Origin of the sequence: Pseudomonas sp. NPDC087185 (genome assembly GCF_044744955.1) — a bacterium.
In the GTDB taxonomy this organism is placed as follows: domain Bacteria; phylum Pseudomonadota; class Gammaproteobacteria; order Pseudomonadales; family Pseudomonadaceae; genus Aquipseudomonas.
Map to the genome: position 1 here is coordinate 182734 of NZ_JBIUZK010000001.1, position 16613 is coordinate 199346.

The following is a 16613-nucleotide window of genomic DNA, read 5'->3' on the forward strand; positions in this document are numbered from 1 at the left end:
GAGCCGGCGCCAACGTTCAGTCCGCCAGCCAGGCGTTGGCCCAATGCTGCAAATGGTGCGGCATCAGCATGTAGTCGTGCAGCACCGCCTCGCGCAGGGCATCGCCCTGGCGGTAGCTGGCCTGCGGGTCGGCCAGGTGCATGCGGATTGCATCCAGCCACTGTTCGGTGGTGTTGTCCTTGACCCGGGTGCAGGGCAGATAGCCGGCATAGGCCTTGGCGTCCGTGCAGATCACCGGGAACCCGCATGCCCCGTATTCCAGCAGGCGCAGGTTGCTCTTGCAGTCGTTGAACAGGTTCTGCTCCAACGGCGCCAATGCCAGGTCCAGGTTGAGGCTGGCCAGCTTGCGCGGGTAATCCGCCATCGGAATCGCCCCGTGGAATTCTTTCACGTAGGGGCGCAGGGCCTCCGGGCACATGCCGAAGAACACCCAGTCGACCTCGTTGGCCAGGGTCTTGACCACCTCCTGCAGAAGCTCCAGATCACCCCGGTGGCTGGTGCCCCCAGCCCAGCCGACCCGCGGCCTGGCGCTGGTCTGGCGTTGGCTGGCAACCCCCGCCCACAACTGCGCCGACAGCATGTTGGGCACTACACGGATATCGTGGTGCATGCTCGACAGCGCATCGGCCAGGGGCTGGGTGGAGCAGACCACGCGATCACACAGCGCAATGCCCTGGGCGACCAGCTCGGCAATGTTGCTGGGCAGGTTACGGGCATGGTCGTTCTTTTTCGGCGGTTCGATGATGTAATCGTCCAGCTCGTAGATGCGCCGCGCGTTGGAAAACCGCTTGAAGCGCGCCATTTCCTTGAGGTTCGTCGGCGTGTAGCGGCACTGCAGGATCATCACATCGGGCTTTTCTCGCTCAAGCTCGATCAACCCTGGCGTCGTATGATTGATCCGGCCCTGGATCCAGCCTGCGCGCTCAAGTTCGGTGAACGGTTGAATCACCCGGTAATGGCCGATCGCAGTGGTGTTGGTCGGCAAGGCCAGCACCGACGGCATCGCCCGCGCGATGAATGGGTCCCAGCCCGCGCGCAACCCTGGCTCGAGGTTGAAATTGGCCAACCGCAGGCTGAGGTTGTCGTTGTAGGCCGGATCACGCGCCAGCCGCGCCAGCCAGCGCTCATGGAACGTATCCTTGTCGGCTTGCGCCACCTCATCAGACGGGGCGCTTGCCACTTCGCCAGACAACTTGGCAACGCGGGAAAACGGCGTCCAGACCACCAGGTAGCCTTTGTCACGGGTGCGCAGGCACAGGTCGGCGTCGAATAGCCCCGCCTGCAGGGCATTGCAGTCCAGGCCAGCCAACGCCTGGTAGAGCTCACGACGCACCACCAGGCAGTCGAGGCTCAAGGCGCTCCAGTTCTGCACCAGGCGCAGGCGGCCCATGTAGCCCTCGGCGCCCAGTTTGCTGCCCAGAAACGGCATACCGGCCGTGCCGTTATTGAGGCCAAGCACCAAGCCGGCCGAGACGATCTTGCCATCACCCGCGCAGAGCATCGGGCCGACAACACCGACTTCAGGGCGCTGGGCCTGGCTCATCAGCGTACCAAGCCAGTGCTTCTCGAACACCGCACAACCCGGGTCGAACAGCAGCAGGTAGTCGCCTCGCGCGTACTGGCTGGCCTGGTTCAAGGCCGCCGCCCTGCCCTGCGCCTGCACGTCGATGATGCGCAACTGGTCACCGCCCAGGCCACGCATGGCCGTCAGCCAGTCACCGAGGTCGGCGGGTTCCTCCCCGTCAGCGATCACCAGCACTTCGAAATGGCCGTAGTCGGTGTGCTGGAACAACGACTCGACGCAACGCCTGAGCGCCTGCAGATGCGTACCGGCAGGAATCAGGATCGATACGCTCGCCACGCCCTCGTGCCGGTAGGTCACGTGTGAAACCAGGTTACTGCCCGTGCCTTCCACCGTCGCATCAACCCCAAGGCGTTGCAGGTGCGCCTCGACCACCCGCGGTGCCTCCAATTGCCCGAGCGGGTCGCCGAGCCAGTCGGCATAGCCGTATTGGCAGTGCACCAGCATTTCGGCGATATGCTCCACCACATGCAGGCCATGGGCTTCCACCATCCGCCAGAGCAGGTCGTGCGGCGCCAGACGCTCGAACTGGGTATCGAAACCGCCCAACGCGTGCAGCGCCGCACGGTCGAACGCCAACATCCGGCCCACGTAGGGCACGCTGCGCATCAGGTCGAGGTTGAAATCGGGCTTGAAGATCGGGTTGCCGGGTGCGAGGCCGTCGAAGGTGTCCTCGTCGGTGTACAGGCACAGGCTCTCGGCACGCAGCGCCATGCGCTCGGCCATGATCACCAGGGCATGTGGCTGCAGCTGGTCACCGGCACGCATCAGCACAATCCAGTCGGCGGTCGTCGGGCTGGCCAGCCACTCATTGATTTGCCCGTAGCCACTGCCGTGCAAGGTCAGGTACTGCACGCCAGGCGCATCCACGGTATCGAACCCTTGTGGTGCGAGCACCAGCACCTGGGCCGTGGGGTAGGACTGCACGGCCAAGCTGTCCAAGGTGCTGCGCAGGGCCCGCTCATCGCCAGCCTGGCACGACACGATCGGCACGATACGGGGCTGAACAGGCCACTGCTCGATCCGTTTGGGCAGCAAGCGCAGTTGCCCGGCCGACAGGTTTCGACATTCCAGCCACTCGCTGTACAGCTCGGCAAAGCTCAGCGCGTGGCTGCCGACCTGCTGTATGAAGTTGGCCACTTGCCCGGCGTAGAACCGTCGGATATCGAACTCTTCCCAGACCTGATCGGGCTCGGCGGTGTAGGCAGCCAGTGGCAGGTAACGCACCCATCCGTTGGCAGGCGCCGACTCACCGGTGCGCGCCGCCAGCATCTGCTGCAGCCACTCGGTCTCGACCTTGTAGGCCTCGGTCATGCTGACATGATGGCTGAGCCGGCCGGCGTGAATGCGCTCGACACTCAATACCTGCTCCAGGCTGGCAAGGTGCCCCCGGCGCAACAGGCAGGCGTACAAGGCAAGGTCCAGACGTGCCGCGAAGCCCTGGCCGTCGAGCACCAGTTGCGCCAGAAAATCCTCGACCTGAGCGCGACGGAACAGCGCGTGGCTCAGCCCACCAAACAGGTTGGGCACGTTGTCGGCAATACTGGCCAGCAAGTCCGTGCCGATCAGCACGGCGCTCTGCGGCGCGATCACGCTATTGAGTGCGCGGGACGGCAGCAGGATGTCATCAGCGGAACAGATCAGCCGCTGTGCGATGACCATGCTGACCTGTTGCCACTGCGTCAGCACCCTGGCCTGGCGGCTGATGCAGCTGTCCAGCAGCAGGTCGTCGTCGCAGAGAAACTTGATCAGTTCACCGCTCGCCTGCGCCAGGCAAGCCTGCAGGTTGCGCGCAAAACCCAGGCGCAACGGGTTGCGCACATAGCGCAAGCGCACCTCGCCATCCTTGCTCAAAGCCTCGCAGATGGCCTCGATCTCACCGTCGGCACTGTCATCGCAGACGATGATTTCCAGGTTCGGGTAATCCTGGGCGAACGCACTGGCCAGGGTGCCGCGAAAGAACTCGGCATTGAAAGCTGGAATGGCGATGCTGACGAGAGGCTGCTCAGTCACGATGACGACCTTGATAGCGGTGGCGCGGTTCGCCTGGGGAACGGGCCGGTTGCAAACCGATAACGAAACAAGGGCACCCTGACCTGGCGTTGTCAGCCGCTGCCGGGGTGCCCTTGTGAATGGCCCGGGGAAGGGCCAGGTGAATCAGATGTAGTTGACCAGCGAAAGCCCGGCGACCTTGGCGTAGGCCTGCAGCGACGCTTGCAGCATGTTGGTCTGCATCTGCAGGCGCACCATCACCTCGGCCGGGTCGCTTTCGCGGATCGAGCTCTGGGTCTTGGTGTTCTCGGTGCTCAGTGCTTCGTTGGTCTCGGCCTGGACATCCAGCGCCTGGCCGCGGCCACCGATGGCACTGACCGACGAGGACACCTGGTTGATGGCGCTGCCGACGTTGCCGATGGCCGAATCCAGCGCGGCCTTGAAATTCTGCTTGGCCACCGGATCGCTGTCTTGTGGCGTGCTCAACGCCTTGCGCAGCTGGCTGATGGTGTCGAGCACGTTCTGGGTCTGGTGGGTATCGACCTTGACCGAGAACGAATCGCCCGCAACCGGCGCGCCGGACAGCTCGAAGCTCACGCCCGCCGCCGTGGCAGTGGTACCGTTCGGCCCACCCAGCGTGCCCGAGGCCACGGGACGGCTGTCGGCACTGACGGGCGAGGCATACAGCTCGAAGGTATTGGTCCCGGTGAACTTGAGCACTGCGCCGCCGGCCGGGAACGCCGCCTTGTAGGCATCCTGGTCGGTGATGGTCGCACCTGTCACCTGCTCCGAGGAGGTGTTGCCCGGGCTGCGGGTACCGGAAACCTCGTCGGCCTTGGAGCTCAAGGTGAAGGTGTGGCCGGCGATCACGGCATCTTCGTTGCCCTTGTCGCCATCCTTGTAGCTGATGTCCAGGCGCAGGTCGACACCGCGGAAGCTGATGGTGGTGTTGGCACCATTGGGGTCGAACTTGCCGCCCTGGCTGGCTTCCAGGGTGACGTCATTGCCACCGGCGTCGGTGATCTTGAACTCGGTGCTGCTGACGAATTCGACCGTGTAGGGTTCGCCGCCGCGGAAGCGGTCGTTATAGGTCGCGCTGCCCGAGACCTGGCCGTTGGACAGGCTGACGCGGCCATCATCGGTGGCCGGCGCGGTCAGCTTGGTCTCGCTGCGGCTGGTGTTGAGCGCTTGCTCGAAGGCGTCGTAGCCGGTCTCGTTGGCCGCCAGGCTGAGCATGTCACCCACTTGCAGGTTCAACTTGCCCTGGTCGCCCTGGTAGCTGTAGGTGCCATCGGCGTTACGCACGTACGGCGGGGTATCCCCCTTGGAGCCCGAGAAGATGTACTTGCCGTTCTCGTCCTTGCTGTTCATCAGCGAGAACAGCTGGTCTTCCAGCGAGGCGAGCTCGTCGGCATTGGCTTTGCGATCGGAATCGGTGAACGAGGCGTTGCCGGAGCTGACGGCCAGCTCGTTGACGCGCTGCAGGACGTTGCCGATAGCGTTCAGGGTGCTCTCGGCAGTCCCCAGCGCATTGCGCACATTGACGATATTGCCGCTGTACTGCTTCAGCATGTTCTGCTGCTGCTCCAGCTGCAGCAACCGCGCAGCCCCCACCGGGTCGTCTTTGGCCGAGCGCACACGGATGCCATCGCTGGCCTCCTGCTGGGTCCTCACCGTCTTGGCGAAGTTGCTCTGGTAGTTGGCGCTGTTGGTGTTGTAGAACTGCGAAGTAGAGATGCGTACGCTCACGATCTACGGCTCCTTAAAGACTGTTGATCAGGGTGGCAAAGGTTTCCTGGGCCGCCTTGATGATCTGCGACGACGCGGTGTAGTACTGCTGGAACTTGATCAGGTTGCCGGTCTCTTCATCGATAGACACACCCGACAAGCCGTTACGGCTGTCCAGCGCAGAGGTGTGCAGCGCGGTAGTGGCATCGCTGTCCATCTGCGCCTGGCCGGCCTTGCCGCCGACATTGGAGACCAGTTTGGCGTAGGCATCGGAGATGCTGATGCCCTTGCCGTCGGCGCCGACTTCGACGGTGGACTTGGTCTGCAGGTCGATGACCGACTGGCCGTTGCGGTTATCCGCCGAGCCTGCGCCGGTCAGCGCCACGGTGTAGCTGTCGCCATTCTTCGGGGCGCCGGAGACGCTCATCTCGAACGTGAAGTTGCTGCCCAGCGAGTTGCCATTGGCATCGACCATCGGCACCGACAGCTGCAGCTTGTTTTCCTGGCCCGGCACGATGGTGCCGCTGCCGATCTCGGTGCCCTTGGCGTCGTACATCTTGTACGCCTGGGGCGAGGTGGTGTCGTCACCGAACACCAACTTGACCGGGGTCGAATACTTCAGGCCGTTCTGCAACTGGGTGCGCTGGGCGGCATCGTAGATGTCCATCTCCGAGGTCAGGGTCGGCTGGGTGATGACCCCCGTGCCCTTGTTGCCGGCACCATTGGTGGCGGTCAGCGGCGAGGCCAGCGCCAGGCGCTTGGGGTCGGTGAGCACGGTGTCGATGCTGGCCGCGGCGTTGCGCGTGGGGGTGATCTTGAAACTGTCACCCGCGCTCAGGCCACCGCCATTGAGCGACAGGGTGAAACCGTCGATCACCGGCGGCGGGTTGTCGGTGAGGTCGAAGCTGCCCATGTCGGTGCCTTCCGGCAGCTTGCGCACGCTGTAGCCGGTGGCGCTGGTGAAGGTCACCTGGTAGTCGCTGGTGGACAGCTTGCCGGTGTCCTTGATGGTCACATCGAGGTTGCCGGAGCCGGCACTGTTGCCCTGCTTGGGCACACTGCGCTCACTGATGGCCTTGAGGCTGTTGATGTCACCGAACAGCGTGGCGCCGAACTCACCGTTCTTGTCGATGCCCTGGGCCAGCTGGCTGTTGATGGCGTCGGCCACCACCAGTGCCACGCGGCCCAGCTCGTTGAGCGCAGGGTCGAGGGTTTCGCTGCGGTAGCGGATCAGCCCGCCCAGCTCGCCGCCGGTGGCGCTGCTGGTGATGTCCATCTTGGTCGAGCCGCGGTTGAGAATCAGGCTCATGCGGGTCGGGTCGGTGGCACTGGCTTGCACGCCCAGGGTCTGGGTGGTCTTGCCCAGCACCAGCGCCTGGCCGTTCTTCAGGTAGATGTCGTAGTTGCCGTCACGCTCGACCACGTCGGTGCCGATCAGCTTGCTCAGCTCGCGCACCGCACCGTCGCGCTGGTCGAGCAGGTCGTTGGGCTGGCCGGACACGGCGCTGACACGGGAAATCTGGTCGTTGAGGTCGGCGATGGTCTTGGTCAGGCTGTTCACCTGATCGGCCATCGATGCCATGTTGCTGTTGATGTTGCTGTTCTGCTGGTTCAGCTGCGCAGACAGGGTATTGAAGCGCTTGGCCAGGGACTGTGCGCTGGTCAGCAGCAGCTGGCGCGAGGCATCCTCGGTCGGCTTGGCGGCGGCGTCCTGCATGGCGGTGAAGAAGCTCTGCAGCGCAGCGGTGATGCCGGTGTCACTGCTGGACAGGGCGGTATCCAACGGCGTGATCTGGTCCAGGTACGAGGAAGCCTCGCTGCTCAGCGAAGTGGTGGTACGCAGCTGGTTCTCGAGGAACGCGTTGTACACCCGGCGCACGTCGGCCAGCGTGGTGCCGCTGCCGATGAAGACCTGGCCGACCTGCTGGCCGCCTTTGGTCTTCTGCACGTTCTGCTGGCGCGAGTAGCTCTCGACGTCGGCGTTGGCGATGTTGTTACCGAGGGTGTACATCCCCGATTGCGCGGCGCCAAGCCCCGACATACCAATGTTGATCAGACTCGCCATGGTTCCATGCCCTTAAAGTTTCGTTGTGGTACCGAGCGTTGCGTATTGCTCGTACGACTGCATCTGTCTTGCGATCTGCGAGATCTTGCTGGCGTAATTCGGGTCGGTGGCGTACCCGGCCTTTTGCAACTCTTGCACGAACTGTTCTGGTTTATCGGCTGCCTTCACCGCATCTTGATAGCGGGAATTGTTCTGCAGCAGGCTGACCAGGTCGTGGAAGCTGTCCTGGTAGGAATCGTAGGAACGGAACGCCGCAGTCTCCTTGACGAACTGGCCGTCACGGAACTCGCTGGTGATCGCCCGCGCCGAGTCGCCCTGCCAATTACCGCTGGCCTTGATGCCGAACAGGTTGTGGCTGCTGCTGCCATCGCTGTTGCGCATCACCGACTTGCCCCAGCCGGTTTCCAGGGCCGCCTGCGCCACCAGGTAACGCGGGTCGATACCGATGCGTTTGGCGGCCTGCTCGGCCATCGGCAGCATGGTGGCGACGAATGCGTCGCTGTCGCTGAAGGCCTTGTTCGGCGCCAGCGGCGGCTGCGCCACGGCGCGACCGGTGATGCGCAGGCCACGCTCGGGCACGGCAAAGCTCTGCGCAACCTGCTGCCCCTCGCGGGCCGGCACAGCGGCGGTGTTGGTGGTTGCAGCGGCGTTGGTGGCCGACGGCACGATGCCGGCCAGCAAACGGTCGGTCAGCTTGCCCGGCAAGGCCAGGCGGCGCGAGTTGAGCGCGGCAACGTCGTTGCGGCTGCCCGACTGGGCGGCATGCACCGGCTCGGCGACCTTGTTGCCCCACAGGGTCGGGGCATTGCCTTCGATGCGCGGGAACGGGCTGGTGTTGACCGGCGCGCTCTTGTTCTTCGACAACTGGCGCACCAGCACGTCCTGCAGGCCGATACCGCCACCCTCGCGGGACATGCTCACGGCCAGCTGCTGGTCGTACATGTCGCGGTACTGCTTGACCGTCTCGCTGTTCATCGGGTTGTCGTCGGCCAGCACATCGCTGGCCTTGCGCGAGGCCTTGAGCATCTCGCTGATGAACAGCGACTCGAACTCCTGGGCCACCTTGCGCACGTTGCCGTCGCTGTCGCGGTCGCCGTGCTTGAGCGAGCTCAGGCGGTTGAGGTCGGTGTAGGCGCCGCTGTCGGCCGTACTGGAAACCAGGCTTTTCGAATTCATGCGTGGCGTCCTCAGATGACGATCAGGTCGGCCTGCAAGGCGCCGGCCTGTTTCAGGGCTTCGAGGATCGCCATCAGGTCGCTGGGCGCCGCGCCGACCTGGTTCACCGCGCGGACGATTTCATCCAGCGTGGTGCCCGGGCCGAACTTGAACATCGGCTTGGCTTCCTGTTGCGCATTGACCCGCGAGCGCGGCACCACGGCGGTCTGGCCATTGGAGAACGGCCCCGGCTGGCTGACGATCGGGTCTTCGGTGATGGTCACGGTCAGGCTGCCGTGGGTCACCGCCGCCGGCGACACCTTGACGTTCTGGCCAATGACGATAGTGCCGGTACGCGAGTTGATGATCACCTTGGCCACAGCCTGGCCCGGGTCGATCTCGAGGTTCTCGAGGATCGACAGGTAGTCCACGCGCTGGGTCGGGTCCATCGGCGCACTAACGCGCACCGAGCCGCCATCCACCGCCTGGGCGACACCCGGGCCGAGCAGCTCGTTGACCTTGTCGACGATGCGTTTGGCCGTGGTGAAGTCGGGCCGGTTGAGGTTCAGGGTCAGGCTGTTGCCCTGGTTGAAACCGCTCGGCACGGCACGCTCGACCGAGGCTCCACCGGGGATACGACCGGCCGACGGAACGTTGACGGTGATCTTCGAGCCATCGCGGCCTTCGGCGTCGAAGCCGCCGACCACCAGGTTACCCTGGGCGACTGCATAGACGTTGCCGTCGATACCCTTGAGCGGGGTCATCAGCAGGCTGCCGCCACGCAGGCTCTTGGAGTTACCGATCGACGACACGGTGATGTCCACCACCTGGCCGGGCTTGGCGAACGCCGGCAGGTCGGCATGCACCGACACTGCAGCGACGTTTTTCAGCTGCACGTTGCCGGAACCTGCCGGCACCTTGATGCCAAACTGCGACAGCATGTTGTTGAAGGTCTGCAGGGTGAACGGCGTCTGGGTGGTCTGGTCACCCGTGCCGTTGAGCCCCACCACCAGGCCGTAACCGATCAACTGGTTGGAACGCACGCCAGAGATGCTGGCGATGTCCTTCAGGCGCTCGGCTTGGGCACCGAACGCACAGGACAGAAGCAAGGTTGCGGCAATCAGCTGCCTGACGTTGAACATGTTCATCCGTACTCAGAAAGGCCAAAGCGGGCTGAGGAAGAAGCGGTCCAGCCAACCGGGCTGGCTGGCATCGGCGAACGAGCCGGTGCCCGAATAGGTGATGCGCGCATCGGCCACGCGGGTGGACGGCACGGTGTTGTCGGTGGCGATATCGTCGGCGCGGATCAGGCCGGCGATGCGCACCAGCTCCTCGCCGGTGTTCAGGGTCATCCACTTCTCGCCGCGCACGGCGATGATGCCATTGGGCAGCACCTCGGCGACGGTCACGGTGACAGAGCCGGTCAAGGTGTTGCCCTGGGTGGCCTTGCTGTCGCCCTTGGTGGCGCGCTCACCGCTGTAACCCGCTTCCAGCGACAGGTTGCCGCCGCCGAACGGGTTATTGGTGCTCGGCGTTGCGCCAAACAGCGAGGTCAGGCCGAGGTTGGCGTTGCTGTCCTTCTGGATCTGCGAACCGGCGTTCTTGCTGGCCGAGGTTCTCTCGTTGAGCGTGATGGTGATGATGTCACCCACGCGGAACGCCTTGCGGTCGCTGTACAGGTTCTGCTCGAAACCGGCCTGGTAGATCGAACCGTTGTTGGCCGCTGCCGGCAACGGGGTGCGCGGCAGTACCGGCGCGTAGTACGGGTCGTTGGGCTTGGCCGTCGGCGCGACGCAACCAGCCAGCAACACCGCCCCCCCCAGGGCGAATACGGACAACAGACGATTCATGACGCTTACCTCACGGTGTAACAGGGACTAGAGCCTTGGGCTTACAGCTGCTGGGTGACGAACGACAGCATCTGGTCGGCGGTGGAGATGACCTTGGAGTTCATCTCGTAGGCACGCTGGGTGGTGATCATGTTCACCAGCTCTTCCACGGTACTGACGTTGGAGTTTTCCAGGGTCTGCTGCAGGGTGGTGCCGAAGCCGTTCAGGCCCGGAGTACCGACCTGTGGCGCGCCGCTGGCAGCGGTTTCCAGGAACAGGTTGTTGCCGATCGCCTGCAGGCCGGCCGGGTTGATGAAGTCGGCGGTCTGCAGGTTGCCGATGACCTGCGCAGCCGGGTTGCCGGCGGTGGTGATCGACACGGTGCCGTCCTGGCCGACGGTGAAGGTCTGGGCGTCGTTCGGCACGACGACGGCCGGCTCCAGCGCCAGGCCGTCGGCGTTGACGATCTGGCCGTCGGAGTTCAGGTGGAAGGTACCGTCACGGGTGTACGAAACAGTGCCGTCCGGCTGCAGAATCTGGAAGAAGCCACGGCCGTTGACCGCCATGTCCAGCGGGTTCTCGGTGGTCTGCAGACTGCCGGTCTGGAAGTTTTTCTGGGTGCCGACGATGCGTACACCGGTACCGACCTGCAGGCCCGACGGCAGCTCGCTGTCCTGGGTGGACTGCGCGCCTGGCTGGCGTTTGATCTGGTACAGCAGGTCCTGGAATTCGGCGCGGTCGCGCTTGAAACCGGTGGTCGAAACGTTGGCCAGGTTGTTGGAAATGACCGTGAGGTTGGTGTCCTGGGCGGACAGGCCGGTTTTAGCGACCCAAAGAGCCGGAAGCATCAGTATTCTCCTCGTGCGCCTGTTTTACGGCACCCGTTCAAGTGTGGTTAGCCGATTTGCAAAACACGCGCCATGGCTTCATCGCCTTCCTTGGCCGCGTTCATCATCTTCACGTGCAGTTCGAATTGGCGTGACAGCGCCAGCACCGAGGTCATCTCTTCGACGGCGTTGACGTTGCTGCCTTCCAGGAAGCCCGACACCACCTTGACGTTGACGTCGGCCGCCGCTGGCTGGCCATTACTGGTGTGGATCAGCCCGTCGAGGCCCTTGTTCAGGCCTTTGGTATCCGGGTTGACCAGCTTGATGCGGTCGACCTCGGCCATTACCCGCGGGTCTTCACCCATGGAGCGGATGCTGATGGTGCCATCGGAGCCAACTTCGACTTTCTGTTCTGGCGGGATGGCGATCGGGCCACCATTGCCGATCACCGGCATGCCATTGCCGGCGCGCAGCACGCCGAGGGCATCGATGTTCAGGCTGCCGGTGCGCACGTAGGCTTCGCTGCCATCCGGCGCCTGCACGGCGATGAAACCCTGGCCGGACACGGCCACGTCCAAGTCACGCCCGGTCTCGACCATCGGCCCTTCGCTGAAGTCGGTGGCGGGCCGCTCGGTCATGGCAAACGCCCGCGACGGAAAGCTGTCGCCGAACACCGGCATCGAGCGCGCCTGCTCCAGGTCACGCTGGAAACCATTGGTGGAAATGTTCGCCAGGTTGTTGGCGTGGGCCTTCTGCGCCAGCGCGTTCTGGCTGGCGCCGGTCATGGCCACGTAAAGCATCTTGTCCACAGTCATCCTCCGCTGCACTGGCGATCGTTTGCCGCTCGCCGTTGCTGTGCAGGCACTAAAGCAAGTTCCGAACCAACTTTCTGAAATCGCGAAAAAGCCCCTGAATACGGGCATTTGAAGGAATCGCCAGGGAAGCGAACGCCGGTTATCCGGCGCCGAGTTGCCGGTAGCGGCAAAGCCCTGCATCGTCGGCCCCGGCCTCTTCGCGGCGAAAGCCACTCCTGCAGGGACCTCGGCGTGCCCGAAGCCTGCGCTTGACCTGCAGGAGCGGCTTCAGCCGCGAAGAGGCCGGCACCGCATTCATCGGTCGCGGCAACCGCCATTGTTGTAGGGCCCAGCGAATTTCTTCCAGCCCTCCCCCGGCGGCCATTGCGAGCACACCAGTCGCCCATCCGCCTGGCTTTCCCAGCGCCACCAGGGCGCCGTGCCCGCCTGCGCCTGATAGAGGCAGAAGGCAGCGAGCAACACAACGAGCAACCTTTTCATAAACGCTCCTGCAAAAACGACAAACCCCTTCACGTCAAAGGGGTTCGTCTTCACGCCATCAACCCGCAACCATCAGGTCATCTGGATGATGGTCTGCATGATGGTGCTTTCGGTGGAGATGGTCTTGGCGTTCGCCTGGTAGTTGCTCTGCGCCTTGATCAGCTCGACCAGTTCCTGGGTCAGGTTGACGTTGGAGCCTTCCAGCGCGTTGGACTCGACGCCGCCCAAGGTACCGGTCTTCGGCGCATCGATGCCGGGGATGCCCGACGTGTAGGTCTCGGTCCAGCGGGTGCCGCCGATCTGCTGCAGGCCCTGCTCGTTGGCGAAGCTGGCCAGGGCCACCTGGCCGATGGCACGCGACTGCTGGTTGCTGAAGCTGGCGAACAGCACGCCGGTGGAGTCGATGCTCAGGCTCGACAGAATGCCAGTGGCGTAACCGTCCTGGGACTGCGACATGCGCGCGGTCTCGGTGTTGTAGGACGTGGTGCTGTTCATCGACAGCTTCATGCCGTCGGTATTGCCGATGGCACCATTGGACGCCCAATTACCCGACGAGTCTTCCACTGCAGGCACCCAACCGTTCAGGGTGAAGGTGTTGTTGGTCACAGTGAACGAAGAACCCGCCGGGTGGCCGGTGTTGTCGGCCGCCATGGTTTTCACCGAGCCATCGCTGTTGAAGCTGATGGTGCCGGTCAGCGGCGTGGTGGAGCTTGGGTCGAACGGGTTGCGGCCGTCGACCAGGGTGTACATGGTCCACTCGTTGGTGCCGGTCTTGCGGTAGAACTGCTCCATGGTGTGCTCGTTACCCTGACTGTCGTACACCTTGGTCGGGAACGACTTGGTGTAGGTAGTTTCGTCAGAGGGGTCGAACACTTTGTTGGGCACCAGCACCGGCGGCGTGCTGTCGTCATAGACTTCGAGCGGAATGTCGGCGGCTGACGAGTTCAGGTTGATGCCCTGATCGATCAGGCTAGTGGCTTTGGGCTGCAGTGCCGAGGTATCGATCTGCAGGTCGGTCAGCACGCCTTTCTGGATCTTGCCGGTCGAATCGGCGGCATAGCCTTGCAGGCGCAGGCCGTCCGAAGTGGTCACGAAGTTATCCTTGTTGGCCTGGAAGGCACCGGCACGGGTATAGACGCGCGAGCCGTTGTCGGACAGGACGAAGAAGCCCTGGCCCTGGATGCCCATGTCCAGCACGTTGCCAGTGGTGTTGACGTCACCCTGGGTGAACTGCTGCGAGACCGCCGCCAGGCGCACACCGTTGCCGATCTGGTTCTTGCCCACGCCCAGGCGGTTGGCGCCAGCGTAGACGTCGGCGAACTCGGCGCGCGACGATTTGAAACCGGTGGTGTTGACGTTGGCAATGTTGTTGCCGGTAACGTCCAGCTGCTTGTTGGCTGCGTACAGACCGCTAAGGCCGATATTGAAAGACATGAATTCGCTCCTGTGCCGCGCTAGCGGGCCTTAGATACCGATGGTTTGTACGTCGGAGAGGGAAACCTTGCCGACACCCGCGAGGTTCAGCACCATTTCGCCGGTGGCATTGAAGCTGACGCTGGTCACCTTGGCCGGCAGCAGCGTGTTCATCTGCACCGACTGGCCATCCACGGTGGTGCTGGCGGTGAAGGTGTAGGTGCCTGGGTCGACCTTCTCGCCGCTGTTGTTGGTGCCGTCCCAGATGAAGTCGGCATAACCGGCTTTCTGCTCGCCCAGCTCGATGGTCTTGACGGTGTTGCCGTCCTTGTCCTTGATGGTGACCTTCGCTTCGCTGATCGCCTGCGGTACCACGAACTGCGCATTGAAGCTCTCGGCGGTGTCGACCACGGCCTTGTCGTTCTGCACGACCACCGAGCGGCCGACTAGCGACGAGGCCTGCAGGGCCTGGGACGAGGCCATGGCGTTGGTGATGCTGCTGACCGATTCGTTCAGCGTGGTGATGCCTTCGAGGCTGCTGAACTGTGCCAACTGTGCCACGAACTCGCCGTTGTCCTGCGGGTCCAGCGGGTTCTGGTGCTGCATCTGGGTGACCAGCAACTGCAGGAACGCGTCCTTGCCGAGCGTGTCGGTACCGGTCTTGGACGCGGTATCGGTGGTCTTCTTGGTGGTGCCACCGACGCCTGACGCGGTCAGGACGTCGTTGAGGTTCACACCGCTGGTGCTATCGACTGCCATGGTCTGGATTCCTTATCACTGACCCAGGGTCAGGACTTTCTGCATCATGTTCTTGGCGGTGTTCATCAGCTCGGCGTTGGTCTGGAACGCCCGGCTGGCGGAGATCATGTCGGCCATCTCCTCGACCACGTTGACGTTCGGGTAATAGACGTAGCCGTCCTTGTTCGCCGCCGGGTGATTCGGCTCGTAGCGCGCTTCCAGGTTGCTCTGGTCTTCGATGATGCCCTTGACCTGCACACCCTGCCCCGCTTCGCCCTGGTCTTCGAACAGCGACTGGCTACCGCCGGCCTGGGCATTCTGGAACGTGGTGGCGAACACCGGGTGGCGCGCACGGTAGGTCTGGTCGATGCTCGACGAGACGGTCTCGGCGTTGGCGATGTTGGAGGCGACAGTGTTGAGGCGGGTGTTCTGCGCACTCATGCCGCTACCGGCAATGTTGAAGACACTGGACAGGGACATGGTCATTCTCCGCGCAGGGCCGAAACCAGCCCTTTGAATTTACTGTTGAGCAGGGTGAAGCTGGCCTGGAAGCCGATGGCGTTTTCCGTGTAGTTCGATTGCTCGATCTGGGCGTCCACGGTGTTCTGGTCGATCGACGGCTGCGTTGGCGTGCGGTACTGCAGCGTGTCGTCGGCCATTGCCAGGCCTTCAGCCTCGATGTGACGGCTGTTGGTACGGTCCATTGCGAAGCGACCCGTGCTTTGCTGCTTCTGGCTTTCGGCAGCGAGCACCGAAGAGAAGTCCATGTCACGCGCCTTGTAGTTGGGCGTGTCGGCGTTGGCGATGTTGTTGGCCAGCACTTCGGCGCGCTGGGCGCGGAAGCCCAGGGCCTTTTCATGGATGCCAAGCGCTTTGTCGAAACTGATGCTCATGTCGGGGAAACCTTCGAAGGTTGACCGGAAACTCTTTGGCCAAGCTATAGCAAAGGCTGTGCCAATATCCTGAAAGCCCGAAAACGTTGGGCTGGAGCGGGCAGCGTTGGCGGGGTGATGCCAGAAAAGCGGCAAAGTGCTTCCGCCTGGCGAAAGGAAAGCGGCAATTGCCGGGCGGCAAAAGCGGCAAAACAAAAAATTGACGTCAAACGCACGGGCAAAAAAAGGCCGGCATCTGGCGATACCGGCCTTCTCACCAGCGCCTTATTTGGCCTGGTAGATAATGCCCGGGCTGCACTGCACCATCTGGTAATGGTCCGGCAACCCGTTGAGCGCCTCGGAGGCGCCGAGGAACAGGTACCCACCCGGTTTAAGGGTGCTGTGAATACGCAGCAGGATGTCCTTCTTCACCTGTGCCGAGAAATAGATCAGCACGTTGCGGCAGAACACGATGTCGAACTTGCCCAGCGCCGCATAACTGTCGAGCAGGTTGAACGAGCGGAACTCGACGCGGCTGCGGATGGCCGGCTTGACCGCCCAGCGCCCCGGCCCCTTGGTGTCGAAGTAGCGCTGCAGACGCTCCTGGGACAGCCCGCGGGCGATTGCCAGGCTATCGTACTCGCCCGTCTTGCAGTTGTTCAGCATCGAGCCGGACAAGTCGGTGGCAACGATCTGCGCCCCCATCTTCAACTGGCCGAGGTTGCTGCGCTCGAACTCGTCGATCGCCATCGAAATGGAGTACGGCTCCTGCCCCGACGAGCAGGCGGCCGACCACATGCGCAGGCGCTGGCCCGGGTTGTTCTTGATGAACTCCGGGATGACCTTGTTCTTCAGCACTTCGAACGGGTAGGTGTCGCGAAACCACAGGGTTTCGTTGGTCGTCATCGCGTCCACCACCTGCTCGCGCAGGCCGCCACGCGGCTGGGCCTGGATGCGCTGCACCAGTTCACCCAGGCTCTTGATGCCCTGCTGCTCCATCAACTTGTTGAGACGGCTGGAGACCAGGTACTGCTTATTCTCGCCCAGCAGGATGCCACAGGCTTTCTCCAGGAAGACCCGGAACTGTTCGAAATCCAAATTACCCGTAGACACTACT

14 protein-coding genes are annotated in these 16613 nt (G+C 63.3%); all 14 read right to left on the reverse strand.

Going from position 1 to position 16613, the window contains the following annotated elements:
- Positions 1–16 precede the first annotated feature (16 nt).
- Positions 17–3595, reverse strand: coding sequence for a glycosyltransferase (locus ACIPIJ_RS00785; protein WP_401071820.1), 3579 nt, complete (start codon positions 3593–3595; stop codon positions 17–19).
- A 144-nt stretch (positions 3596–3739) separates the two neighbouring features.
- Positions 3740–5323: a flagellar hook-associated protein 3 gene (locus ACIPIJ_RS00790; protein WP_401071822.1), complete on the reverse strand. Its 1584-nt coding sequence runs from the start codon at positions 5321–5323 to the stop codon at positions 3740–3742.
- Positions 5324–5336: 13 nt separating this feature from the next.
- Positions 5337–7367: a flagellar hook-associated protein FlgK gene (gene flgK, locus ACIPIJ_RS00795; RefSeq protein WP_401071824.1), complete on the reverse strand. Its 2031-nt coding sequence runs from the start codon at positions 7365–7367 to the stop codon at positions 5337–5339.
- Between the two features lie 12 nt (positions 7368–7379).
- On the reverse strand, positions 7380–8543 hold the full coding sequence (gene flgJ, locus ACIPIJ_RS00800; RefSeq protein WP_401071826.1) for a flagellar assembly peptidoglycan hydrolase FlgJ: 1164 nt from the start codon (positions 8541–8543) through the stop codon (positions 7380–7382).
- Positions 8544–8554: 11 nt separating this feature from the next.
- Complete coding sequence (locus ACIPIJ_RS00805) at positions 8555–9664, reverse strand: flagellar basal body P-ring protein FlgI (RefSeq protein ID WP_401071828.1); 1110 nt, start codon at positions 9662–9664, stop codon at positions 8555–8557.
- 12 nt (positions 9665–9676) lie between these two features.
- Positions 9677–10372, reverse strand: a complete 696-nt coding sequence (gene flgH / locus ACIPIJ_RS00810; protein ID WP_401071830.1) for a flagellar basal body L-ring protein FlgH — start codon at positions 10370–10372, stop codon at positions 9677–9679.
- A gap of 41 nt (positions 10373–10413) precedes the next feature.
- Positions 10414–11199, reverse strand: a complete 786-nt coding sequence (flgG, locus tag ACIPIJ_RS00815; protein WP_387527584.1) for a flagellar basal-body rod protein FlgG — start codon at positions 11197–11199, stop codon at positions 10414–10416.
- Between the two features lie 47 nt (positions 11200–11246).
- Positions 11247–11987 carry a flagellar basal-body rod protein FlgF gene (gene flgF / locus ACIPIJ_RS00820; RefSeq protein WP_401071832.1) on the reverse strand — a complete coding sequence of 247 codons (741 nt, stop codon included), beginning with the start codon at positions 11985–11987 and terminating at the stop codon, positions 11247–11249.
- Between the two features lie 300 nt (positions 11988–12287).
- Positions 12288–12473, reverse strand: a complete 186-nt coding sequence (locus ACIPIJ_RS00825; RefSeq protein ID WP_401073381.1) for a hypothetical protein — start codon at positions 12471–12473, stop codon at positions 12288–12290.
- A gap of 72 nt (positions 12474–12545) precedes the next feature.
- Complete coding sequence (flgE, locus tag ACIPIJ_RS00830) at positions 12546–13907, reverse strand: flagellar hook protein FlgE (protein ID WP_401071834.1); 1362 nt, start codon at positions 13905–13907, stop codon at positions 12546–12548.
- A gap of 30 nt (positions 13908–13937) precedes the next feature.
- Positions 13938–14645 (reverse strand): flagellar hook assembly protein FlgD, encoded by a 708-nt coding sequence (gene flgD, locus ACIPIJ_RS00835; protein WP_401071836.1) that lies wholly within the window; start codon positions 14643–14645, stop codon positions 13938–13940.
- A gap of 15 nt (positions 14646–14660) precedes the next feature.
- Positions 14661–15104 (reverse strand): flagellar basal body rod protein FlgC, encoded by a 444-nt coding sequence (gene flgC, locus ACIPIJ_RS00840; RefSeq protein WP_012315561.1) that lies wholly within the window; start codon positions 15102–15104, stop codon positions 14661–14663.
- Between the two features lie 2 nt (positions 15105–15106).
- Positions 15107–15517 (reverse strand): flagellar basal body rod protein FlgB, encoded by a 411-nt coding sequence (gene flgB / locus ACIPIJ_RS00845; protein ID WP_401071838.1) that lies wholly within the window; start codon positions 15515–15517, stop codon positions 15107–15109.
- Positions 15518–15781: 264 nt separating this feature from the next.
- Positions 15782–16609 (reverse strand): protein-glutamate O-methyltransferase CheR, encoded by an 828-nt coding sequence (cheR, locus tag ACIPIJ_RS00850; RefSeq protein WP_012315563.1) that lies wholly within the window; start codon positions 16607–16609, stop codon positions 15782–15784.
- Between the last annotated feature and the right edge of the window lie 4 nt (positions 16610–16613).

Coding starts and splice junctions, on each gene's coding strand:
- flgK (WP_401071824.1), bottom strand. CDS start 7,367: ATGGCGAGTCTGATCAACATTGGTATGTCGGGGCTTGGCGCCGCGCAA.
- flgJ (WP_401071826.1), bottom strand. CDS start 8,543: ATGAATTCGAAAAGCCTGGTTTCCAGTACGGCCGACAGCGGCGCCTAC.
- ACIPIJ_RS00805 (WP_401071828.1), bottom strand. CDS start 9,664: ATGTTCAACGTCAGGCAGCTGATTGCCGCAACCTTGCTTCTGTCCTGT.
- flgH (WP_401071830.1), bottom strand. CDS start 10,372: ATGAATCGTCTGTTGTCCGTATTCGCCCTGGGGGGGGCGGTGTTGCTG.
- flgG (WP_387527584.1), bottom strand. CDS start 11,199: ATGCTTCCGGCTCTTTGGGTCGCTAAAACCGGCCTGTCCGCCCAGGAC.
- ACIPIJ_RS00825 (WP_401073381.1), bottom strand. CDS start 12,473: ATGAAAAGGTTGCTCGTTGTGTTGCTCGCTGCCTTCTGCCTCTATCAG.
- flgE (WP_401071834.1), bottom strand. CDS start 13,907: ATGTCTTTCAATATCGGCCTTAGCGGTCTGTACGCAGCCAACAAGCAG.
- flgD (WP_401071836.1), bottom strand. CDS start 14,645: ATGGCAGTCGATAGCACCAGCGGTGTGAACCTCAACGACGTCCTGACC.
- flgC (WP_012315561.1), bottom strand. CDS start 15,104: ATGTCCCTGTCCAGTGTCTTCAACATTGCCGGTAGCGGCATGAGTGCG.
- flgB (WP_401071838.1), bottom strand. CDS start 15,517: ATGAGCATCAGTTTCGACAAAGCGCTTGGCATCCATGAAAAGGCCCTG.